The sequence below is a fragment of the Marinomonas sp. S3726 genome, assembly GCF_000967665.1.
Classification (GTDB): Bacteria; Pseudomonadota; Gammaproteobacteria; order Pseudomonadales; family Marinomonadaceae; genus Marinomonas.
The window spans coordinates 572293-595617 of the sequence record NZ_JXYC01000004.1 but is presented as its reverse complement, the minus strand read 5'-3'; the positions used below and the strand labels follow the sequence as shown (position 1 = coordinate 595617).

The 23325-nt window shown below is 42.1% G+C and carries 24 protein-coding genes and 1 other RNA gene; 15 read left to right on the top strand and 10 right to left on the bottom strand.

All coding sequences use genetic code 11. The annotated features are described in order from the left end of the window. Nucleotides 1-10: 10 nt before the first annotated feature. Nucleotides 11-565: a nucleotide exchange factor GrpE gene (gene grpE / locus TW85_RS03905; RefSeq protein WP_046015741.1), complete on the bottom strand. Its 555-nt coding sequence runs from the start codon at nt 563-565 to the stop codon at nt 11-13. A gap of 291 nt (nt 566-856) precedes the next feature. On the opposite strand from grpE, the gene recN reads away from it, so the two are divergent. Continuing rightward, nucleotides 857-2542 (top strand): DNA repair protein RecN, encoded by a 1686-nt coding sequence (gene recN, locus TW85_RS03900; RefSeq protein ID WP_046015740.1) that lies wholly within the window; start codon nt 857-859, stop codon nt 2540-2542. A 538-nt stretch (nt 2543-3080) separates the two neighbouring features. On the opposite strand, the gene fur is transcribed toward recN, so the two are convergent. After that, nucleotides 3081-3488, bottom strand: a complete 408-nt coding sequence (fur, locus tag TW85_RS03895; protein WP_046015739.1) for a ferric iron uptake transcriptional regulator — start codon at nt 3486-3488, stop codon at nt 3081-3083. Nucleotides 3489-3558: 70 nt separating this feature from the next. Between fur and TW85_RS03890 the strand changes: the two genes are divergently transcribed. Further along, the gene (locus TW85_RS03890; protein ID WP_046015738.1) at nt 3559-3876 is read left to right on the top strand and encodes an outer membrane protein assembly factor BamE; all 318 of its coding nucleotides are present in this window, start codon (nt 3559-3561) and stop codon (nt 3874-3876) included. A gap of 166 nt (nt 3877-4042) precedes the next feature. Here the strand turns inward: TW85_RS03890 and TW85_RS03885 are convergent, their stop codons facing one another. From TW85_RS03885 to TW85_RS03875, 3 genes are read right to left on the bottom strand one after another with little or no spacing between them, the layout of a single operon-like run. Beyond that, the gene (locus tag TW85_RS03885; protein WP_082827857.1) at nt 4043-4339 is read right to left on the bottom strand and encodes an RnfH family protein; all 297 of its coding nucleotides are present in this window, start codon (nt 4337-4339) and stop codon (nt 4043-4045) included. Beyond that, nucleotides 4332-4763: a type II toxin-antitoxin system RatA family toxin gene (locus tag TW85_RS03880; protein WP_046015737.1), complete on the bottom strand. Its 432-nt coding sequence runs from the start codon at nt 4761-4763 to the stop codon at nt 4332-4334. The genes TW85_RS03885 and TW85_RS03880 overlap by 8 nt, the downstream gene beginning before the upstream one ends. 2 nt (nt 4764-4765) lie before the next feature. After that, nucleotides 4766-6124: a sodium-dependent transporter gene (locus TW85_RS03875; RefSeq protein WP_046015736.1), complete on the bottom strand. Its 1359-nt coding sequence runs from the start codon at nt 6122-6124 to the stop codon at nt 4766-4768. A 202-nt stretch (nt 6125-6326) separates the two neighbouring features. On the opposite strand from TW85_RS03875, the gene smpB reads away from it, so the two are divergent. From smpB to TW85_RS03850, 6 genes are all read left to right on the top strand, one after another. After that, nucleotides 6327-6809 (top strand): SsrA-binding protein SmpB, encoded by a 483-nt coding sequence (gene smpB, locus TW85_RS03870; RefSeq protein ID WP_009834026.1) that lies wholly within the window; start codon nt 6327-6329, stop codon nt 6807-6809. Between the two features lie 244 nt (nt 6810-7053). Further along, nucleotides 7054-7415: a transfer-messenger RNA gene (ssrA, locus tag TW85_RS25830) on the top strand. A 214-nt stretch (nt 7416-7629) separates the two neighbouring features. Further along, nucleotides 7630-8835 carry a zinc metallochaperone GTPase ZigA gene (gene zigA, locus TW85_RS03865; RefSeq protein WP_046015735.1) on the top strand — a complete coding sequence of 402 codons (1206 nt, stop codon included), beginning with the start codon at nt 7630-7632 and terminating at the stop codon, nt 8833-8835. Next, nucleotides 8835-9560 carry a DUF1826 domain-containing protein gene (locus tag TW85_RS03860; protein ID WP_084616089.1) on the top strand — a complete coding sequence of 242 codons (726 nt, stop codon included), beginning with the start codon at nt 8835-8837 and terminating at the stop codon, nt 9558-9560. Before zigA ends, TW85_RS03860 begins: the two co-directional genes overlap by 1 nt. 177 nt (nt 9561-9737) lie before the next feature. Next, on the top strand, nt 9738-10187 hold the full coding sequence (locus TW85_RS03855) for a DUF3127 domain-containing protein (protein ID WP_084616088.1): 450 nt from the start codon (nt 9738-9740) through the stop codon (nt 10185-10187). A 202-nt stretch (nt 10188-10389) separates the two neighbouring features. Next, nucleotides 10390-11205, top strand: a complete 816-nt coding sequence (locus TW85_RS03850) for a formate/nitrite transporter family protein (RefSeq protein WP_046015734.1) — start codon at nt 10390-10392, stop codon at nt 11203-11205. A 108-nt stretch (nt 11206-11313) separates the two neighbouring features. Here the strand turns inward: TW85_RS03850 and TW85_RS03845 are convergent, their stop codons facing one another. After that, nucleotides 11314-12222: a TIGR01777 family oxidoreductase gene (locus tag TW85_RS03845; protein WP_046015733.1), complete on the bottom strand. Its 909-nt coding sequence runs from the start codon at nt 12220-12222 to the stop codon at nt 11314-11316. A gap of 119 nt (nt 12223-12341) precedes the next feature. Beyond that, complete coding sequence (locus TW85_RS25305) at nt 12342-13217, bottom strand: MerR family transcriptional regulator (protein ID WP_052701828.1); 876 nt, start codon at nt 13215-13217, stop codon at nt 12342-12344. 230 nt (nt 13218-13447) lie between these two features. Here TW85_RS25305 and TW85_RS03835 point away from each other — a divergent pair, with 230 nt between their 5' ends. Then, complete coding sequence (locus TW85_RS03835; RefSeq protein WP_052701826.1) at nt 13448-14335, top strand: DUF547 domain-containing protein; 888 nt, start codon at nt 13448-13450, stop codon at nt 14333-14335. Nucleotides 14336-14468: 133 nt separating this feature from the next. Next, a complete protein-coding gene (locus TW85_RS03830; protein ID WP_046015732.1) occupies nt 14469-15467 on the top strand; it encodes a DUF1722 domain-containing protein in 999 nt (332 codons plus the stop codon). 103 nt (nt 15468-15570) lie between these two features. On the opposite strand, the gene TW85_RS03825 is transcribed toward TW85_RS03830, so the two are convergent. Then, nucleotides 15571-17130 carry a PAS domain-containing methyl-accepting chemotaxis protein gene (locus tag TW85_RS03825; RefSeq protein ID WP_046015731.1) on the bottom strand — a complete coding sequence of 520 codons (1560 nt, stop codon included), beginning with the start codon at nt 17128-17130 and terminating at the stop codon, nt 15571-15573. Nucleotides 17131-17446: 316 nt separating this feature from the next. After that, a complete protein-coding gene (locus TW85_RS03820) occupies nt 17447-17938 on the bottom strand; it encodes a GNAT family N-acetyltransferase (protein WP_052701824.1) in 492 nt (163 codons plus the stop codon). Nucleotides 17939-18336: 398 nt separating this feature from the next. Between TW85_RS03820 and TW85_RS03815 the strand changes: the two genes are divergently transcribed. Then, nucleotides 18337-18894, top strand: coding sequence for a TlpA disulfide reductase family protein (locus tag TW85_RS03815; RefSeq protein ID WP_052701822.1), 558 nt, complete (start codon nt 18337-18339; stop codon nt 18892-18894). A gap of 205 nt (nt 18895-19099) precedes the next feature. Beyond that, nucleotides 19100-19414 carry a hypothetical protein gene (locus tag TW85_RS03810; protein ID WP_046015730.1) on the top strand — a complete coding sequence of 105 codons (315 nt, stop codon included), beginning with the start codon at nt 19100-19102 and terminating at the stop codon, nt 19412-19414. A gap of 78 nt (nt 19415-19492) precedes the next feature. On the opposite strand, the gene TW85_RS03805 is transcribed toward TW85_RS03810, so the two are convergent. Continuing rightward, complete coding sequence (locus TW85_RS03805) at nt 19493-19741, bottom strand: accessory factor UbiK family protein (RefSeq protein WP_046015729.1); 249 nt, start codon at nt 19739-19741, stop codon at nt 19493-19495. A gap of 434 nt (nt 19742-20175) precedes the next feature. On the opposite strand from TW85_RS03805, the gene glnK reads away from it, so the two are divergent. From glnK to urtA, 3 genes are all read left to right on the top strand, one after another. After that, on the top strand, nt 20176-20514 hold the full coding sequence (gene glnK, locus TW85_RS03800) for a P-II family nitrogen regulator (protein WP_046015906.1): 339 nt from the start codon (nt 20176-20178) through the stop codon (nt 20512-20514). A gap of 53 nt (nt 20515-20567) precedes the next feature. Next, entirely contained in the window at nt 20568-21833 is a 1266-nt protein-coding gene (locus tag TW85_RS03795; RefSeq protein ID WP_046015728.1) for an ammonium transporter, read from the top strand. Between the two features lie 189 nt (nt 21834-22022). Next, nucleotides 22023-23306: an urea ABC transporter substrate-binding protein gene (gene urtA / locus TW85_RS03790; protein ID WP_046015727.1), complete on the top strand. Its 1284-nt coding sequence runs from the start codon at nt 22023-22025 to the stop codon at nt 23304-23306. Nucleotides 23307-23325: the final 19 nt, after the last annotated feature.

Below are 23325 nucleotides of genomic sequence, written 5' to 3'. Positions count from 1 at the left end.
GACGGTTTTTTTATGCCGCGCTAGAAACCACTACCATAGCTGGACGAATTAAGCGTCCATGTAGGGTATAACCCTTCTGGATCACGTCCATTACAGTGTTTGGTTCCATCTCAGGATTCGGCACCATAGTCATAGCTTGGTGGAATTCTGGGTTGAAAGGTTCGCCATGAGGATCAAGAGCGATCACTTCAAAACGTGTTAGCGTTTCTTGAAGAGACTTAAGTGTTAGCTCAACACCTTCACGCATTGCATCCTTGTCGCTATCTGCCGATGTCAGTGCGCGCTCTAGGTTGTCTGCAACAGTGATAATGTCTTTTGCAAACTTCTCTAGGCCAAATTTATGCGCCTTTTGTACATCCTGTTCAGCACGGCGACGAACATTCTGTGCGTCTGCATGTGAACGTAATGCAGCTTCTTTATATTCTTCAACTTTTGCTAACGCTGCGACTAGTTCAGCATTCTCTTCTTGAACATTTTCTACTTGGTCTTCTTGTAAGACTTCGTCTAATTCTGCTGCTGTTTCTAGCACGCCTTCTTGGGCTTGGTTATCTGCTTCACCGCTCACGTTCTGCTCCGTATATAAAGATGAATTACTTAAAATAAATGCTCTAATTTCACTTCCAAATAACAGAAGTTTTTTTAATCTGAAAGCTATATGGGGTCGTTCAAAAAGCTTTCAATAGTAAAACCGCATAAATTTTAGGGAGAAATGAACTTATTTTAATTTTTTACTTCTCTTGGCAAAAAAACAAAAACTACTGTATAAATACACATACTTTGTACAAATTTAATGCAGAAATCTGAAATTTAAGGCCAAAAGCCGCCTAACTGACCCGCTTTAAACAAGGAGAGACCCATGTTAACCAGTATTGCGATTAAAAATTTTGCCATTGTTGAGTCTCTAGAATTAGAACTAAAGCAGGGCATGACGGTAATTTCAGGTGAAACAGGTGCAGGTAAATCCATCATGGTTGATGCCCTGTCACTTTGCTTAGGCGCACGCACAGATAGCCGCGTAGTTAGGCATGGTGAAAACAAAGCAGACATAAGCGCGACATTCGACAATCAAGCCTATCCAAATGTAATTAACTGGTTAGAAGAGCATGACTTAGAAACAGGTGCATCCGATCACGACCAACATTGCATACTACGTCGCGTTGTAACGAAAGAAGGGCGCTCCAAGTCTTATATTAACGGCCGACCTTGCTCGCTAACCGACCTTAAATTCGTCAGCTCTCAACTTATTAACATTCATGGTCAACATGAACATCAATCTCTTTTGAAAAAGTCTGCTCAACGTCTACAGGTGGATGAATTTGGCAAACTCACAGGACTTACCCAAAAAGTAAAACAAGCTTATCAAGACTGGCGCGCTTTAAAAGAAGAGTTAGCCGAGCGTCAAAACCGCTCTAGCGATCAAGAATCTCGTATTCAATTATTGTCTTATCAGCAGCAAGAAATGGATCAACTAGCATTAAAAGAGAAAGAAATTGAAGAACTAGAAGAAGAGCAAGCCTTCTTATCCAAAATAGCCGAAGCACAGCAAGAATCTTACCTTGCCTTGCAGATTCTCAGTGAACATGACACCAACAATGTACGCAGCATGCTACATCAAGCCCTGCAAAGCGCCACCAAGATACAACCCACTCCTGAAACATTAGCCACATCTATAGAACTAATGAACGAAGCCATTATTCAAGTAGAAGAAGCCAGTGACAGTTTGCAGTCTTATCAAGACACTCTAGAACAAGACCCTAGCCGTTTAATGGAAGTGGAATCGCGTTTAACGCTTATTTATGACACAGCGAGAAAGCACAAGGTATTACCAGAGCAATTGCTGCAACTCGCGGCTGATATCAAGTTTGAATTAGACAAGCTAAACGGCAATGGCGATAACCTAGAACAATTGCAAGAAAGAGAAGAGCAGGCTTATCAAAGCCTCACTAATCTCGCCACCTTACTCACAGAAAAGCGTATTAAGGCAAAAGACAAGCTCGCTAAACAAGTAGAAGGGCAGATACGAGGGCTCGGCATGCCCCATGCTCGCTTCCATATTGATTGTCGTCCTCTTGAACAAGTCAGCGCTAATGGCTTTGAAGAAATCGAATACATGATAGCTTCCAACCCAGGCCAACCAGCGCAAGCTATTCGTAAAGTCGCCTCTGGTGGTGAGCTGTCACGTATCAGTTTAGGTATACAGGTTGTTACCGCCCAAACCTCGACCATACCCACTCTGATCTTTGATGAGGTCGATGTGGGTATCAGTGGTGGTGTCGCCGAAGTGGTTGGCCGCATGCTGCGCGCTGTTGGCGCCCGAGGACAAGTATTCTGTGTAACTCACCTGGCCCAAGTTGCCGCCCAAGGAAACCAACACCTCATGGTCAGTAAACAAGTAAGAGACAAACAAACCAGCTCTCAAGTACAACAACTTAGAGAAAATCAAAGAGCCACAGAAATAGCCCGACTACTTGGCGGTATTGAGCTTACAGAACAAACGCTCGCTCACGCCAGAGAAATGCTCAACAATGTCCAGCTGCAATAGTAGTAGAAGCCCAGCTTTCTACAAACAGCAAACAAAGCACACCTTTCATAGCATTCACTGACACCCCTTTTCAGTGAATGCTTTCTTTTTCCTGCAACCTAAACCTCATCACACATTTATCTTATTTCTGTCTCATAAAATAACGGATCAAGTTTAATAAAAGATCTAATCACCTAGCTATACAGGCACAATGAGCGAAACTAAGACGAATCAGGTTTCAACAGAAAATTCATTCTCTATATTTTTAAGGATGCAGTGAGCGATGGAGGGACGAGGAAGAAGGTGAGGCAAAAGCGCAGCCTACTTTTGTAGGTGAGCATTTTAACGAATCTTATGACAAAGTAGCTCCGAGTTCACAAGTCCTTTTATTTAAAAAAGCCCCAGAAGAGAGCATCTTCTGGGGCTTTTAATGAGTCCTCATTCGCCATCTGCCCAACGGCGAACAAGCTCAATCCTTTGACTGGCGCACTATATTCTTAACTTAACGCTTTACCTGGGTATAACTAGTGAACTTATCCCCAAGTTAAAAGACTAAGACCTAGTCTTTAGGGCGTACATAAAGTACTAGGTTATGATCTTCAATCTCATAACCATGCTCTGCAGCAATTTCTTTTTGGCGTTTTTCAATAATAGGATCGTAAAATTCAATGACTTTACCTGAATCCATGCACACCATATGGTCGTGGTGCTCGCCTTTGGCGATTTCAAAAACAGCTGTGCCTGCTTCAAAATGATGACGCACAACAAGACCTGCATTCTCAAATTGGGTCAATACACGGTAAACAGTGGCAAGACCCACATCTTCGCCCTGTTCCAACAAGGTACGGTAAACATCGTCCGCACTCATGTGGCGCTCACCTGCGCTTTCCAAAATTTGCAAAATCTTTACCCTAGGTAGGGTGACTTTGAGTCCGGCTTTCTTTAATTCTTGATTTTCGCTAGTCATAGGTAATTCTCTATTCGAACCTTATTTGCATTTACTTTATCATTACTACATCTAAATTAGGATCATTCAAATGAATAAATTTTTTATCGTATTAATTAGTATTTTTAGTTTGACTGCTTGCGGGCTACTTCCACCTGCCTACAAGGTACCTGTTGCCCAAGGTAATGTACTAGAGTTACAACAAGTCAATCAGTTAGAACTTGGCATGACAGAGTCACAAGTAAAATACTTGGTTGGGTCACCCATGATACGAGACCTCTACAAGCCTAACGAATGGTTATATGTTTTTAGTGTCATCGACGCCAACGAAACAACCATTGAAAGTGAAGTCACAGAACTTGTTTTGTTCTTTGATCAAGGCAGACTTATTGAGATACAAGGCCTTTAAGTTACCAGCCTCTTGCTTTGGGTTGGGCTTGCTTAGCCTAACCCTAGATGCAGTCTCATCCAACTTTCTTACCAAGCCTACTCAAGAGGCTAGTTCTTCTTAGCTAACTTGCCAGTGTTTTAAGAGAATAAGTCTCACTATCACTGCCAACCTCTTAAGCTTATTACTATTCCGAACCTTTCGCTGCGCGGTTTGCTCTGGCTCTTTTCGGGTCAACCGTTAGCTCACGGTAAATCTCAACACGCTCACCTTGCTTAATTTCTTGCTCTTCTGGTTTGCGCACTGCTTTACCAAAAATGCCTAGCTTAGCATTAGCCTTATCTAGCTCAGGAAAAAAGGTTTCAATGTTAGACTGCATTACCACATCCTTAACGGATGTTCCCTCTTCTACGTCTAATACCACGATCTTTTGTTTGTCTGGCATGGCATAAGCCACTTCCACACGAAGCATAGTTTTATTCACCGTATACCACCTTTGCACGCTTACTGAAGGAATCTACCATGGAGCCCGCCACTTGGCTAAAAACACCACCAAAAGCAAACTTCAGCATGCCGCTTAATTCAAAATCGATTGTGAGGGATATTTTGCAATTGCCTTCTGACAAGTCACTAAAATGCCATACCCCATGTAACTTTTTAAAAGGCCCCTTTACCAAGTTCATTTCAATACGCTCATTTTTAAATAAGACATTGCGAGTCGTGAAACTTTGTTTAACTGGGCCTTTACTGACTTCAAGAGAAGCCACTATTTCTTCTTCTGTTTGTGAAATCACACTGGCGCTATTACAGCCAGGTAAAAACAAAGGATAAGCCTGAACATCATTTACTAGGTCGAACATTTGCTCGGCCGTAAAAGCGACATAGGCTGATCTTTCAATACGGGTCACACTCAAGCTCCTAACCAACCAGTTACCGCGATCAAGAGCATAGCCGGCAAGCTGATATATTTAAGGGTCACATACCACCAAGCAAAATGCTTAGCATTACGGGTAATTAACTCTTTTTCCCACATATTTTGCGGAATAAACCAAGCGACTAGCACGGTCAATAAAATGGCACTCACAGGTAAGAGCACTAAGCTGGTTAGCGCATCTAATAATTCGAATAAATTCATGTCCATTAGGATGTAATGAGACCAATCATTAAATGACAGGATAACAGCAAGGCCTAAAAACCAAGCAGCCGTGACTGACAAGGTTGCTGCTTTGAACCTATCCATAGAAAAACGTTCATGTAGCCAAGCAATAAAGAGCTCTAGCATTGAGATAGCGGATGTTAGCGCTGCGATAATCATCAAGGTGAAGAACAAACCACCTAATAACTGCCCGCCTTGAATGGCACCAAATACGATAGGTAAGGAAACAAACGTCAAACTCGGGCCAGATGCCACATTTAATTCATAGGAGAAGACCAGCGGGAAGATAATAAGGCCGGCTAACAGGGCAACCAAAAGGTCTAAGCCCACCACGATAGAACATGCGCGAGCAATCGACATGTGTTTGCTCATATAAGCGCCATAGGCAAACATGGCGCCCATACCGACACTTAAGCTAAAGAAAGCATGTCCAACCGCCGCCAACACCACATCAAAAGTGATATCAGACCATTTCCAACCAAACAAGAAATCCATGGTTTGCGGTACATCACCCACTTGAAGAGAGTAAAAAGACAAGGTGATAAGCAGAATAACCAAAACAGGCAACAGGAATTTAACGAGCTTAGCCAGACCTCGAGTCACAGATTGGCCCACAGCCAAAATAACCAGTACTAAAAAGACACTATTCCAAATCGCCATTTCTTCTGGCTTAGCTAGCATCTCGTCAAAAATAAATTGGGATTTAGGCAAGGTAATGTCATTAAACTCGCCCGTAATCGCACGCCTGAAATAAGAGACGCACCAACCAGCGATGACACTGTAAAAACTGAAAACTAAAAAGCCCACCACACCCGCAAGCCAAGGTAAGCCAACCCAAGCTTTAGCGACGATATGTCTTTCACTTAGATCATTAACAGTATCGATTGGGTTAGATCTTACCGTACGCCCCAATGCCACTTCGGCAATCAAGACAGGTAAACCTACTAACAAGAGGCATAAGATATAGACAAACAAAAAGGCACCACCACCATTTTCACCCATCATATAAGGAAACTTCCACAGGTTCCCTAAACCAACAGCCGAACCCGCTGCGGCAAAGATAAACACCCATGGGCTCGCCCAAATACCTTGAAGACACCGATTTTTCGGCATAACACCTGCTCTTTTACAGAAATACAAACATCATAAAATAAATGCCAGTTTCAGCATACACACTCAGTATAAGCAACAAAAACCCAGCGATTAGTGAGCCGAACCATAAAAAACAGATTCGAGCGCGAATTCTCTAACATTAATGACTTGAGCTCAAGAAAAGCATAGGATTTTCCCACTTTCGACCGTATAATTTCTCGCCATGAGTAAAGCAAAGAAGAAATCCAACACCAGCGGCACTATTGCCTTAAATAAAAGGGCCCGCCACGACTACTTCATCGAGCAAAAGTTCGAGGCAGGAATCTGCCTGACTGGCTGGGAAGTGAAGAGTCTTCGCGCAGGGAAAGCACAGCTAGTCGACTCGCACGTATTCTTACGCAATGGCGAAGCTTGGCTGCTTAACACACTAATCACACCTTTAATGACGGCCTCTACCCATGTTGTGTGCGAACCAACACGTGATAGAAAGCTATTATTGAACAAAAAAGAAATTGACAAGCTTATCCAAGTAACAGAGCAAAAAGGTAAAGCCTGTGTGGCCACCGCCCTGTACTGGAAAGGTAACCACATTAAAGTCGAAATTGCTCTGGCAACAGGTAAAAAAGACATAGACAAGCGTGATACTACCCGTGACCGTGACTGGGCTCGTGATAAAGAACGCATGATGAAACACAGCACACGCTAAGCAAGCATCTTGCTGATTCATCAACCCGCTTTGCCCTAGGCTTAGCGGGTTTTGTTTTTTTAGCGCTCTTAAAAAACTCTGAAGCGAGAAAGCGTATGAAGGAAGAGCAAGAAAGCGCACAAAAAGAATGCGTAAGAAGCAAGGAAACCGGCTAAAAAGCATACAAAAGCCCACCAACCAACCCTTAAGCCCAAAAAGAAAACTAGCGAAATCAAATAGATTCCGTTAAAATTCGCCCATCTTTGGGGACGACATGGTTTCGACGCCGGTTACAAACCCTGAGGTGCATGTCGAGAGTGATGCGTGATCTCGTAAATCCCCCGCATCAAATATATAGTCGCAAACGACGAAAACTACGCTTTAGCAGCCTAAACCCCTGCTAGTGTGCTGCCCTCCGGTTGCTTGTAGCCTGAGATTCCGCAGTATCATAAATTACGAGATGCTAACCGATGCCCCGCCTAGGGATAAGGTTCTAAGATCAAGTAGGCTCGCCGTTAATACCCTGTCCTTCGGGCGGTTAATGGTCAAAAAATAGAAGAGACTATGCATGTAGAGCCGATGGCAGAGGATTGGCGGACGCGGGTTCGATCCCCGCCGTCTCCACCAAATTTAGAAGAACCACCTTAATAGGTGGTTTTTTTATGCCTGCAATTTATCCCTTTCCTAATAAGCCTTCAGTCTCACTATTTGAGACTCTGACTCACAAGTCTTGACGCTATCCATGCTGTTTTGCTTCCCTTAGTTTATTTTGTAAATGTTATGTTATAACATTTCTTTAATTCCGTTTTTCTCATAAACCGATTTTTAGCCAGAGTATCCTATGACACATCCAAAAAAATTGCCTGTAACCGTTTTATCCGGTTTTCTAGGGGCAGGAAAGACCACGGTACTTAGCCATATTTTAAATAATCGCCAAGGTAAAAAGGTGGCGGTTATCGTGAATGATATGAGTGAGATCAATATCGATGCCAACATCATTCAAAACGAAGTCTCGTTAAATCGCAGCGAAGAAAAGCTGGTTGAGATGAGCAATGGTTGTATCTGCTGCACCCTGCGTGAAGACTTATTATTAGAAGTGACTGAGCTTGCCAAAGATGGTCGTTTTGACTACTTGGTAATCGAATCCACAGGCATTTCCGAGCCTTTACCTGTAGCTGAGACCTTCACCTTTGCTGATGAAGACGGTGTGTCTCTTTCTGATGTGGCGACCCTAGATACTATGGTCACTGTGGTCGATGCGGTTAACTTTATGAAGGATTACGAAGAAGCCCAGTATCTGCAAGATAAAGGCGAATCCTTAGGTGAAGATGATGATCGCAGTGTCGCGGACTTGCTGGTTGAGCAAGTGGAATTTGCCGACATTATTTTGGTGAGCAAGTCAGACCTTGTCTCCAGCGAGAATATGAAGAAGCTTAAGGCGATTCTGAAATCGCTCAATACTTTTGCCGAAGTCGTCCCTATTGAAAACGGCCAAGTGGACATTGAAAAAGTATTGGAGACTGGCCTATTTAACTTCGAACGTGCGCAACAAGCACCAGGTTGGTTGAAAGAAATGCGCGGTGAGCATGTGCCAGAAACTGAAGAATATGGCATTGGCAGCTTTAGTTATGTGGCCCGTCGTCCTTTCCACCCTGAAAAGTTTTATAACTTCCTACACAACACGAAAGACTACGGTAAGTTACTGCGTTCTAAAGGGTATTTCTGGTTGGCAACACGCCCTGAGTTTGCTGGCCAATGGAGCCAAGCTGGCGGTATCGCTCGTTATGGGTTTGCTGGCATGTTTTGGAAGGCGGTACCTAAGTCTAACTGGCCAACAGACGAAGCTAGCCTTGCAGCCATTAATGAGCACTGGTGTGAACCTTTTGGTGATATGCGCCAAGAGCTGGTTTTTATTGGCCAAGGTTTGAACCAAACAGCCATGATCACAGCGCTAGATAACTGCTTATTATCTGATGATGAGATAGTCGAAGGCAAAGCATATTGGGCCAGTTTAAAAGATCCTTTCCCAGCTTGGGAGGAGAATTAATGAGCGCATTAGCCTTAAAAAGCCGTGAAGATGAGTACCTTGAAGAAAATCAAATCGACGAGCAAGCACAAGAAGACGCTCTAGAGGAACAAGTGCAAGGCAAATTCATTGTCGGGCAAGCGCCAGACATACTGACTGAAGTCTACCAGCAAGATACCAACATAGTGGTTTGGCAAAGGGATTCAGATGCAGCACTGCAACAAGCGATTGATGCTTTTCTGAGTGAGAAAGATGGCTATAAACGTAATATGGCAATCACACCAGAACTCGCCTTAGATACGATACATAAAGCCTTGGGTAATACGGATGATGTCTTACCATTGAGTCAGAATATTGCTGAACTTGTTGAGATGTTCTGTTGCTTATTTGATTTGGAAAGAGCTGGGTTACGTTTAACCATTTTGGATAGCGCCATGTGCCCTAGATTCCATGTTGATAGAGTGCCATGCCGCTTAGTAACGACTTATAAGGGTGTTGCCACTCAGTGGTTGCCTCATAGCTTAATTAACCGTTCTGCCTTGGGTGTAAGAGCGGTTAAAGATACCCGTGACCAATCTGGCCTTTATCAAAGCCAAGAAGATATTCAGCAGTTAACAGAGGGTGATGTTGCCCTGTTAAAGGGCGAGTTATGGCCGGGTAATGAAAATGCAGGGCTAGTACATAGATCACCTACGGTGGAAATCGGTGAAAAACGTTTGTTACTCACTCTCGATTTTCTCGACTAACTGGTTTGGCTAATCACTAAAGCTTTGTTGCCAACCCCTTTGTCATATTCATCATGATGTAACACCAAGATAAAAGCAGATAAGGTTTTTGCTTTTATCTTGGCTTTAGCCAGAAAACCTCCTTCAAAAATGCTATGCTGCTGACAAGTTTTTAAAGCAAGTTTATAGGTACTGATTATGTCTAAAAGTTTCGAAGCCCAAGGAACAATCCACAGCATAGGCGCAACGACTGAATACGGTCAAAACGGTTTTACCAAGCGTGAGTTTGTGATCCAGCTAACGGGCGAAGGTGAGAACCCAGCTTACCCAAATTATGTTGCCTTAGAGTTGATTAAAGATAAGTGCGCTTTGATGGATCAATACCAGATTGGTGATGAGATTAATGTTCATTTCAATCTAAATGGTCGTCTTTGGGCTGCTCAAGGTAAGCCAGAAAAGTGCTTCACTAGCCTACAAGCTTGGCGCATCGAAGCGCCCGGTGGTCAAGGTTTCAGCCCGAACCAAGGCCAAGATTACATCCAGAATGCTAGCCAAGATAATGGCTTTCAAGCTTACGATCAAAACCAAGATCAAGGTTATAACCAGAGCACTGGCAATGGTTACTCAGATTCAGACGTGCCTTTCTAAAACAGCACGCTTTGTTTAAGCCTGTGAGCTTATTAAGCCATCAGGCTTCTTTACCATTTACGGTTTACGCGTTAATTAAAAAACTCAGTAAGCCGTAAGTGTTATAAGAAAACTCCTTATACTAGTCACGCTCATGACACACCTTAGATAAAACTAGTCTAACCCCAAGATTAGATGCTTTATCGATAACAGAGAGATCAGCATGTCTTATTTAGCGCCTTCTGAATTTACCAAAAAGATGGTAGATGCGGGCGAATCTAAAGTCCTAATGTCCACCCGGGATACCATTATCCGCGCCTTTATGGCGGGAGCTATCTTGGCGCTAGCTGCTATTTTCGCCATTAGTATCGCGGTACAAACAGGGCAGTTTTTACTTGGTGCTTTGCTCTTCCCTGTTGGTTTTTGCATGCTTTACCTTATGGGGTTCGACCTGTTAACAGGCGTCTTTGTTTTAGCGCCGCTTGCCTTACTTGATAAACGTAAAGGCATTACAGCAAAAGGGGTGTTACGTAATTGGGGCTTGGTTTTTATTGGTAATTTTGCGGGTGCCTTAACTGTCGCTTTTTTGATGGCCTATATATTCACCTATGGTTTTAACATAGAACCAGGACCAGTTGGTGATAAAGCCGCCAGTATTGGCGAGGCTCGAACCCTAGGTTATGCCGAACATGGTTTTGCAGGTTGGATGACTATCTTTATTCGCGGCATGTTATGCAACTGGATGGTGTCTCTAGGCGTTGTTGGCGCCATGATATCCACTAATGTCAGTGGTAAGGTGATCGCCATGTGGATGCCTATCTTCCTTTTCTTTTACATGGGTTTTGAGCATTCAGTGGTCAACATGTTTTTGTTTCCCTTTGGCTTAATTATGGGTGGTGACTTTTCATTTATGGATTATATTATCTGGAATGAGTTGCCGACTGTTTTGGGCAACCTTGTCGGTGGCTTGGCCTTTACTGGCCTTACCCTTTATACCACGCATGTGAAAACTGCGGCCAATCGACAGATTGACCCTTAACTTCCCTTTTCTTCGTCTTTTTTTCTTTGTCAGTCTTTCTCATCTTTTATCTTGGCCTAACCTTATCGGATTAGGCCAAGATGACATGAATCAGTATATTTAAAGCCTTTAGCTATAAACCGGATGCGGCATTAAAAGATCGGCAAAGGCTTCTTCTATTTCTGGGAAGTCAAAATGAAACCCTGCTTCAATCAGCTTCTCTGGCACCACTCTTTGGCTATCTAACAATAAGGCCGACGCTTCACCCATAGCGACTTTTAAAATCGCCTTTGGCATCGGCAAGTAAGCTCTCTTATTCAATGTATGAGCTAGTTCTTCGGTAAATTGATAGTTAGTAACAGCATGAGGGCTGGTAAGGTTGAACGGCCCTTCACAGTTTTTATGACTTAGTAAAAAGGACATAGCATTTATCATGTCATGAATATGTATCCATGGCATAAACTGCTGACCATCCCCAATTTTGCCCCCAAGGTTACATTTGAAAATAGGTAGCATCTTACCTAGTGCGCCACCTTTCCCATCCAGAACGATACCCGTACGTAGATTCACTACTCGAGTATGCTCGGAGGCTTCTTGAGAGATTTTCTCCCAACGCTGACACAGGCGACTGGCAAAGTCCTTAGAGAAGGTCGTTTGAGTTTCTGGCAGGAATCTATCATGGTGATTACCATAAATACCCACTGCTGAGCCGCTTAAAAAAACCTCCGGTGGGTTATCACTCTGAGCAAACAACTTCACTAATTTATCCGTTGTATGCCAACGGCTTTGGCAAATCATACCTTTTTGCCTTTGTGACCAACGTTTGTCTATGATGGGCTCGCCAGCAAGATTGATAACAGCATCAAATTCGTTCAGGTCAGACAGCTTGGATAAATCATTAATGATCTTGGTTTGTGGCGGTAAGTCCTGCTTTGCTTGATAGGGCGATCGCGTAAAAACGGTATATTCATGCTGTTCGAATTCATTAATAAATCGAGAACCTATTAGGCCGGTTCCACCTGTCATTAAGATTTTCATATTGCACCTCTTAAAAGGCATGCCCAATCAAAATGTCGGCTAGCCTTTTGCTGAATAATTTACGTCCTTGCTGAAGTCCTATCCTTACCTTTTTCAGGCTTGAAACTCTCGTGAGAGCGCTATTTTTTTAGCAGATATTGGCCAAATTCTGACAAAGCAGAAAACACCTGATGGTCTCCCGTTACTTGAGAAATTATAGCTGCTGTACCACAGATAACTAAGTTTTCATCCTCTACAAGGGCCTTTTGCGCTAAGGCTGTTTGATCATCACGCCATAGGCCATCTTGATAAAAAACAGAGACATCTTTATCTGTGTTTTGACTGATATCTACAAAGCTTTCTAAACTAATGCTTTGATTGATAAGTTGTACGTCATAGTGAGCATCATCTAGCTCCAAACATAAGAATAAGAGTGGCCAAATCGCCGTATTATCTCCATATGTCAGCATAAGGCTTTTTTGCTCTCCCTTACCTTTTAATTTATCTCCATGGCTATTTTTAAGACGCCTTAAGGTGTACACCAATAACTCACTTTCAATAAAACTCGCTTGGGCCTGATTTTTAGCCGAGTCTTTTTGCAATGTCAGCAGTACAGGCTCAAACAAATTTTGACGACAAACAGACACAGGGTAATTTACAAAATAGTCAGCAATGAGATGTTCTAGCTGATGGGGGTGAAAGGCCTGACTAACCATGTTGATTTGAGTAATTGCATGCTGCCATAAGGTCATATCTTGTTTATCAGATAAGTCTGGCTCTTGTTTGAGCATGGCTTTTACCTTGCCTACTGACACACCTCTGGCTATCAAGGCTAAGATTTTTTCAACCCGTATCACATCTTGCTCACTGTATAACCTATGGCCTTTATCCGTTCGCTGAGGCGTTAATAAACCATAACGACGTTCCCATGCTCTTATTGTCACAGTATTCACTTGAGTTCTTGCACTCAATTCACGAATGGGAAACAGGTCATCAATGTTTACAGTGTCTTTCATAGGGTCTTTTTCTCTTGTTTAAGGGTCATCTTAATTCTAGATGATACAAGTCTAATTCTTGTACAAGTTTTATCTATACGCAAACCTTTTTTGTACAAGATATAAAAACAAAATTCGATTTGTTCGCTTTTCATACAAAAATAAATGGAACTTATCTGCCTATCCTTAGTTCAAATGAATTGTGATTTCGTAAACCTTTAGTGTTACCAAATAAAGCAGGAGTTTGAACAATGTCCCCCCTCCGCCCTGAGAGCAAAGCCCAAATATATTTTCTCGTGACTGGTTTTAAAAGCCTCTCTTCTCCCCCAGTCATGTTGCTTTTCTTCCTTCTTGTGTATGCCCAAAGTTTTCTCGTAAATGCTGCCCCAAGTAAGGACCTTGATCCTAGATGGACAGCATTTTCTATCGACTCAAATATCTCGGTAGAACATAAAGCTTGGCAGCAGTTTTTAGATAAATATCTGATTTTTGATGATAAAGATCAGTCATATATGTCTTATGGCAAGGTCAATCAGCGCGACAAGAAGGTGCTGAATGAGTACATCCAATACTTAGTTGAGTTAAACCCAAGCGAGCTAAGTAAAAAGCAGCAAATGGCCTATTGGATCAACCTCTACAATGCTAAAACTGTGTCTTTGATATTGGATAATTACCCTGTTAAGAGCATTCGAAAGCTGGGCAAGTCTTGGTTCAGCTCAGGTCCATGGGATGACAAGGTATTACTGATTAATGACATTGAAGTCTCTTTAAATGACATAGAACATAGGATTCTCAGGCCCATTTATAATCAAGCCAGCCTGCATTACGCTCTCAATTGTGCCTCTATCAGTTGCCCTAATTTAAGTGCTACAGCTTTTACCAGCTCTAATGCCCAAACCCAATTGGCTGAAGGTGCGAGAAATTACATCAACCATGCAAGAGGAGTAAGCTTTGACGAGGATGGCGAGCTTGTCCTATCCACTATTTATAAATGGTATAGAGAAGATTTTGGTGTCACTCGCCTGGATCTACTGACGCATCTTATTGGTTATTCTGACAAAGCCCTAGGTGATAAATTAAGAGCCTATAAAGGCTCTATCAGTTATGAATATGATTGGGATTTAAACGAGCTTAAGTAAGTCTTCTTGAATTTAAAAAAGCGTACAAAATATTTTTTTGTACAAGTTTTTTCTTGCCTATTGTTCAAACTTGTACAAGAATTAGTTATATAAAATTAATTCTTGTACAAGTTTTGATACTTAGGAGTAGAAGATGACAGATACCAACATCATTCCAACCTTGACCCTTGAACACCCACAAGAGCATGAGATTACTCTAGGTCTAAGCGCTTGCTTAGCAGGACATAATGTTCGCTTTAACGGCGGCCATACCCAGTCAAAGCTTTGCCTTAATACCTTGAGCGAGCATTTTAATTACATGACCTTTTGTCCTGAAGTCGCAGCGGGCTTTAGTACACCAAGACCAACCATGCGCTTACAAGAAGATGAAAACAAAGCAGTGAAGTTAAGCTATAGCACGGACCCAGATTCAGATGTTACTCAGCAGCTAGTCGATGGTTTTACCCCTGCATTGAACAGCTTTGACCAACTTGATGGTTACATCTTAATGAAAAACTCACCAAGCTGTGGCATGTCTCGTATCAAGGTATATCAGGAAAATGGCATGCCTAAGCGTGAGATGAGCCAAGGTTTATTTGCCGCAGCCTTGCAAGAAGCCTATCCACTCATGCCAATTGAAGAAGAAGGCAGATTGAATGATGCCCACTTGTACGAAAATTTTATATTGAGGGTCTACGCACATCACAATTTCCGTAAAGAAGTGCTGGAGCAACCTAGCTTAAATAATTTGATGCGTTTTCATGCCAGTTATAAGTACATTCTACTTTCTCAAAACCAAGTACTTTATAAGCAACTTGGACAGCTGTTAGCCAATGCTAAAAAAGACCAACTCGCGTCACTTGTGAATGAGTATTTCACTCTGTTTATGAAAGCATTATCGAGACCGGCCCCTAGAAAAGGCCATGTGAATACCTTATTCCATGTGTTTGGTTACTTTAAACGTCAGCTATCAAAAAGTGCTAAGCAAAGTATTTTAAGAACGATTAAGCAGTATCAAGCAGGGCAATTGCCTCTTGTTACACCTTTAACTCTGCTACAGCACTACATAGAACAATTTGGTAATGACTACTTACGCCAGCAAAGATACTTTGCACCTTACCCACAAACATTGGGGCTTGCTAATCACGTTTAGTATCAAAGCTAAGCGACAGAAAAGGCCATAACAAAGAAGATTGAAAAGAAAAAAGGCACTAGATTGGATCAATCTAGTGCCTTTTACATGAATAGGTATTTAGCTAGTGCGTCGAGAAACGTCTAATAATAGAGTGCACATTACCCACGGTTTCTTCCAACTCCACCCCAGAAGCTAAAGTCTGTTCGGCAATACCTTTGGTATGATTCGCCCCATTAGAGATATCAGTTACCTGTTGGTTGATGTGTTCTGTCATGGCACTTTGCTCTTCAACCGAGGCTGAGATTTGCAATGTCATATCCAAAATTTCTTTCACTGCACCATTAATTTGGTTTAGAGAAGAACGCGTTTCACCCACTATGCTGACACCTTGCTTGGCAACTTCTTCACCTTGCTGAGAAACCGTGACAGCACTTTGTGCTCGTGATGAAAGTACTTGAATAACTTCATGTATTTTCTCTGTGGATTCTCTGGTTTTAAGAGATAAAGACCGTACTTCATCCGCCACCACACTAAAGCCTCGGCCATGCTCGCCAGCTCTCGCAGCCTCAATAGCTGCATTTAATGCCAGTAAATTAGTTTGGTCTGCAATCATAGAAATGAGATCTGCCGCTTCGCCAATTTCTTCTGTGGATTGTGCTAACTCTTTAATGGTTATCGCGATGTCTTCTACGGATTGGCTAAGTTTATCTATGACTTGCAGTGCATCGGTTGCCAACTGACTTCCCGTATCAACATGCGTCAACGCGCCTTGGGCATTAACCGTATTGCTTTGCACTATATTGGTGATTTCTTCGATGGCGCTCGCCATTTGATCAATGGCACTGGCGACTTCTTGAGTGGCTGTGTTTTGCTGGTAAATGGCGACATTGGTTTGATTAACCTGATCTTTCGCTTCGTGGGCTATCTTGCCCAATCCTGCCGCTGAATCTTCTATACGAGTTAAAGAGGTGCGATTACGGGCAATTTCACAGGCAAAAGCCAATTTAGCTTTGGCTTGGTGACCGCTTTCATCAAAGTAGGTTTGCGCGACTAAAGCGTTGCTATAAGTACCTTGGTTCATATCACATAATTGCTGCCACTGAGATTTAGCTTTAAGCCCCTGCCAAACGCTCGCGATCAAGGTTCCAGCAAGTGCAATGCCAGCCGCTCCTGCACCTGATGTTGTATATAAAAGCCCAGCACTTGCCAAACCTGGCACTAGCATAGGTAAGCTTTTTACCAACCCTATTTGTAGGCTGTGCAACAGGCTGCGAGCCGCTTTACCTTGACTTAATCTTTTATAAACTTTTGTCGCTCGAGTCTTTTCTGCTTCACTGGCATTAATACGAACGGATTCATAACCCACAACTTTATCGCCTTCGTAAACAGGCGTCACAAAGGCACTTACCCAATAATAATCACCATTTTTACGCTTATTCTTAACCAAGCCCATCCAGACTTTTCCCTCTTTAAGGGTGCGCCACATTTCAGTAAAAGCGGCTTTAGGCATATCTTCATGACGAATAAGATTATGTGGTTGGCCTATCAATTCTTCTCTTTCATAGCCACTGACAGCAGCAAAAGCATCGTTACAATAAACGATATAGCCTTTTGTATCTGTGGCTGAAATAAGCCTATCTTGCTCAGAAAAGCGATATTCTTGTGGGGATTGAGCTGTCATCTATCTACCTGCAATTAAAATAATATCCATAATCAATTTCTGCGCTATCCATACTTAACTAAATAGTTGATTTGCTTGATTGTAATAGCGACAAAAGCCACTAGATCCACGACAAAGCGCTATTAAACTTATTGATATAACACAAAGAAATCGTCTTTATTTTTATAACTGGCGATTATATATGATGAAATATTAGCCACATAATTCACAAAATTTATAGTGAATGTCATACAGGTTTATCTAAATGATTTAGTTAAATCAGAAACACAATCCATGTGTATTTGTAGATAAATTAAGAAAGGATATTTATTTTTCTCTAATCAATTGATTGGATTTGGTGACGCATTCTATAAGCGTGCAATACATCAAAACCTGCGCCTTCATAAAAGCCCAGATTTTCTTTTAGTTTTGAAATTCTAGGGGCAGAGAAATCAATACAAGACCAGCCTTTTTGTTGCCCGTACTGCTTCACTTCTTCCATCAGTTTAGCCCCTATTCCAGTGGATCTGACAACAGGTGAAACATAGAACTCTTGGATCATGCCAACCTGCCCTCCTCCATTGAGAGAGTAGGATTCACTTAGGGTAGCGACAGCAGAGAGTACGCCATCTACAAAGCCTAAAATGGCAAAATATTGGCCAGCTCTAATCATTTCATAACAACGATTAGAGGTGCTTTCTATATTAATATCAATGCGTTTTGTTTTGGTCAGATCACTTAATTCAATGGTTAATAAAATGACTAAGAGACCTATATTTTCTGCGTCTTCAGTCGTGGCAGGCCTAAAGTAAATCTTCCTATGATCCATAGTAAGCAGTCCTAACAGATAAACTAATGCGGATATAAGTACCTAAATAACAGGTATCTATTTGAGATATAAAAAGTCTGACAAAGGCAAGGAGGCTAATCAATAGTTTCGTTATTTTCCCGTCTTCTCACTACATTTTTTTACAGTTTCGCTTTCTTAATTGACGCAAATAGACAGATTAGCATTCTAAAAACGACAGTTATCAGAATAACTCACAGTTCATAAACTTTTTTAGTCTCATTAAATAGGCTAGTTCAGTTTCACTTATTCAACAGCTTAATTTAGTCTCAATAAAATTTAATTCATAAAATATATATCAGTACTCGGGCACTAATTTTATAATTCTGGATCAGAGTAAAAGTACAGTGTGTGAATTAATTAACAGTAAATGAGTATGTATGATTTTAACCGCTAAGATACACAACCTATTTAACCAAGTACTACCTACCTCTTTACTCGCTTTTTTGCTGATGCATGCAACGCCTTCTCAGGCAGATGTTTTTGCAGCAGCAGACGCGCCTATGGCCCCTAAAGCGGAGGTATCTTTACCTTTAGTGACCGACGCAAAACTCACTGAAAAGAGCATGCGCTTAGCTGACTATAAAGGTAAGACGCTATTAGTGGATTTTTGGGCATCTTGGTGTGGCCCTTGTCGTGCGTCTTTTCCTTGGATGAACGAAATGCAGGCAAAATATCAGGATCAAGGTTTTGAAGTGGTGGCGATTAATCTGGATTTACGCCCTGAACTGGCACTTGGTTTCTTAACCAAGATTCCAGCGAACTTTCCCGTTTTACTTGATGAAGATGCTCAACTACCTGACGCTTTTAACGTAATAGGAATGCCCACCAGCTATTTAATCGACAAAGAAGGTCGCCTTAGAGCTCAACATGTTGGCTTCCAAGAAGCGAGAGTGGCAGAGTATGAAGCGGCTATACAAATGCTGTTAGCTGAATAATTCTTAGCAAAACAAGGACAAGCCGTTTAAAGCTTAAAACTGATGACTAAAAATACCGATATGTTTTATGCATATCGGTATTTTTTTGGCTAAGACACGCTTTTTTGCTTGTTTTTTAACCAAAATAGACTATTAATCGACATTCTTTGGTTGTTTTTTAGTCAATTAGGTTCGATACTTAAAAAGTGTACCCTGAGGTTGCGTTATGGAAATTAACTCTTCATCAAGTTCAATGAATCAATATTTCTCACCTAGACAGCAGCCTAGTGAGAAGATAGCTTATGGTATCGGCCAAGCGAATCGAGACGAGGTGTCTCTGTCAGATAAGGCTAAGTTTATGCAGATGCGTGAACAAAATAGGCAGGATGACATTAGTTTGCTAAATGGTAACGAGCCTGAAGACGAGCCTTCTGATGAGGCTATCCGTGTCACAAGTACAATAGGAAGAAATGCAGCAGCCGGCAATTACACCCGAGCTGAAGCGATGGAAATTTACCGCTCGATTCAAAATCTTCTTTAATCTCTACAAGCTATATAAGATATTTTTAAAAAGTGATCTTAACCATTCTAAGATCACATTTTTGTGAGCCTGGCACTATTACTTGTCTTGCAGCTGCTCTTCTAGTTTCTTCATTCTTTCTTCTAGCTCAATCACACGGTCTCTGTATTTTGCCAACATAGCCGCTTGAATCTCGAAATCTTCACGGGAAACAAGGTCCATTTTGTCTAATGTCGATTTAGCAAGTTGCTGTACTTGAGCTTGGATTTCTTTGCTCGGTAACTTGCTAAGTTGTGAAGCGGTTTCTCCTAGGGTGTTTCCTACTTGCTTAATAAAATCATCGATCACGACCTTCTCCTTCATACCTTTAATTGTTCAAGCCTGTTATGCACAAGGTATTTTTCGCTTGTGCTAAGAATATGTGCATAAGTTTACCACTTATTCCCAAGTTAACGTCACTTTATCCTCTTATTAAACACTGCCCGATAAGTGTGCATATCTTAATATTCTGATGCTTTTCATGAGGTTAACCCTATTTTTTAAGCATTTTTAAAATACTAAATCCCCCTTAGCACCAGATTAGAGCAGTGCTTTTTTTAAACGCCCCTATAACACCCAAGAATCCTAGTGAAGTTTTCATGATTTTCAAAAAACAAAAGCAAAAACTTCGTAATAGATTGAAAAACAACAAGTTTCTCAACATGGCACACATGTTGAATATAGACCATCAACATTTTCAGTCATCAAATCGAATTTTAAATAATAAAAAGGAGCGTGACGCTATGAAGCTTATCACCGCCATCATTAAACCATTCAAGTTAGACGATGTTCGCGAAGCATTATCTGATATTGGGGTTCAAGGTATCACAGTAACTGAAGTAAAAGGCTTCGGACGTCAAAAGGGCCATACAGAATTGTACCGAGGTGCAGAGTATGTTGTGGACTTCCTTCCTAAAGTAAAAATCGAACTCGCGATTTCCGACGACATTGTTGATCAAGTTGTTGAGTCCATCACTAATGCAGCCAACACAGGCAAGATTGGTGACGGCAAAATCTTCATTGTAAATCTAGAACAAGCTGTCCGTATTCGTACTGGCGAAACTGGCGAAGAAGCGGTTTAAACCGCCGCGCATCATCTTTAGCAGTCTTATATTAGCCTTTAGGGGGGCGAAACATGCAAGATCAAATATTTCATTTACAATATGCCATGGACACTTTTTACTTCTTAGTCTGTGGTGCACTCGTTATGTGGATGGCAGCAGGCTTTGCCATGTTAGAAGCAGGCCTAGTCCGCTCAAAAAACACCACAGAAATTCTAACTAAAAACGTCGCGTTATTTGCTATCTCTTGCATCATGTATCTGGTTTGCGGTTACGCCATCATGTACGGCGGCGATATCTTCTTATCAGGCATCCAAAATGTAGACGTCGATGCCACACTAGGTGACTTCTCAGGCCGCGAAGATGGCTTTGAAGGCGGCTCTATCTACTCTGGTGCGTCTGACTTCTTCTTCCAAGTAGTATTCGTTGCAACCGCTATGTCTATCGTATCTGGTGCTGTTGCTGAGCGTATGAAGCTTTGGGCATTCCTTGCTTTCGCTGTTGTTATGACAGGTGTTATCTACCCAATGGAAGGTAACTGGACTTGGGGTGGCGGTTCTGTATTCGGTCTTTATAACCTTGGCGACATTGGTTTCACTGACTTTGCAGGCTCAGGCATAGTACACATGGCAGGTGCTGCAGCAGCATTAGCAGGTGTATTAGTACTAGGTGCTCGTAAAGGTAAATATGGCCCTAAAGGTGAAGTACGTGCGATTCCTGGTGCTAACCTTCCACTTGCAACACTAGGTACATTCATCCTATGGATGGGTTGGTTCGGCTTTAACGGTGGTTCTGTACTTAAACTTGGCGATATTGCTAGCGCAAACTCTGTTGCCATGGTTTTCCTTAATACCAACACAGCCGCTGCGGGTGGTGCTGTTGCAGCTATGCTACTAGCGCGCATCTTATTCGGTAAAGCGGATTTAACCATGCTATTAAACGGTGCATTAGCAGGTCTAGTTGCTATCACTGCTGGCCCAGATACACCAACAGCGCTAGGTGCAACACTAATTGGTGCAGTAGGTGGTTTGATTGTTGTTGTCTCTATCCTTGCACTAGATAAACTGAAAATTGATGATCCAGTAGGTGCTATCTCAGTTCACGGTGTAGCAGGTCTTTGGGGTCTTCTAGCAGTACCTCTAACAAATGATGGCGTTACTTTTGGTGCTCAGCTAATCGGCGCGCTAACCATCTTCACTTGGGTGTTTGTTACTAGCCTAGTGGTTTGGTTCATCATTAAAGCGGTTATCGGTATCCGTGTCACAGAGGAAGAAGAATACGAAGGTGTTGATCTATCTGAATGTGGTATGGAAGCTTACCCAGAGTTCACAAAGAACTAATCGCTTCTCAAGTAAAGTCTCAATATGTGTTTAGAGTGACCTTGCCTCATTAGGGTCACTCTTCACAAAAGCACAAAGCAAAGCACAAAAGTTAAAGCCCAGCTTTCATGGGTGGGCTTTAACCTCTCTTCCATCAGTTTTAAAGCGTAGTTTTTTCTTTTCCTTTTAATTACTTAGGACGTGTTACTCATGCAAGTTAAAAACCTGATCACAAGTTTGACCTTAGTTGCTTCAAGTGTTTTTTCAATCAATGCATTAGCAAGCGACACCATCAAAGTAGGGGTACTTCATTCCTTATCTGGCACCATGGCAATCAGTGAAACCACACTGAAAGACACAGTGTTAATGATGGTAGAAGAGCAAAATAAAAAAGGCGGTTTATTAGGTAAGAAGCTTGAAGCTGTGGTGGTTGACCCTGCTTCAAATTGGCCTTTATTCGCGGAGAAAGCCCGTGAACTTCTCACTGAGGCTGAAGTGGATGTCATCTTTGGTGGCTGGACATCTGTTTCTCGAAAATCCGTATTACCTGTCATAGAAGAGCTAAATGGCCTGATGTTTTACCCGGTGCAATACGAAGGGGAAGAGTCTTCTAAAAACGTATTTTACACAGGCGCGTCACCGAACCAGCAAGCCATTCCAGCCGTTAATTACTTAAAAGATGAGTTGGAAGTTGAGCGCTGGGTATTAGCCGGTACAGATTATGTTTATCCAAGAACTACCAACAAAATTCTAGAAGCTTATTTGACCAGCCTTGGGGTTGCCAAAGAAGACATCATGATCAACTACACGCCATTTGGTCACTCTGATTGGCAGTCGATTGTGTCTGATATTAAGAAGTTTGGTAGCCAAGGTAAGAAAACCGCTGTGGTATCCACCATTAACGGCGATGCCAACCTACCTTTCTATAAAGAGCTAGGAAATCAAGGCATTAACTCAGAAGACATTCCAGTTGTAGCCTTCTCTGTGGGTGAAGAAGAACTTTCTGGCTTAGATACTACACCGTTAGTCGGTCACCTAGCTGCTTGGAACTACTTCCAGAGTGTCGAGACAGATTCTAACGATGAGTTTATCGAGCTTTGGCGCGCCTTCACTAAGAATCCAGAGCGTGTCACCAATGACCCTATGGAAGCCACTTATATTGGCTTTAACATGTGGGCAAACGCTGTGACAGAAGCAGGTACCACTGATGTGAATGCGGTTGAACAAGCCATGATAGGCCAAGAAGCAAGTAACCTCACAGGCGGTACTGCGCTAATGAATAAAAACCATCATTTGAGCAAACCCGTACTCATTGGTGAAATCCAAGATGATGGCCAATTTGAGGTGGTATGGGAAACAGACAGTACTGTTGCAGGGGACGCATGGTCTGACTTTTTACCCGGTTCAAAAGACCTTATTTCCGACTGGACAGCCCCACTTAAGTGCGGCAATTACAATGTCCAAACTAAAACCTGCTCAGGTAAATCGCTATAAATTTACCAACAGGCATGAG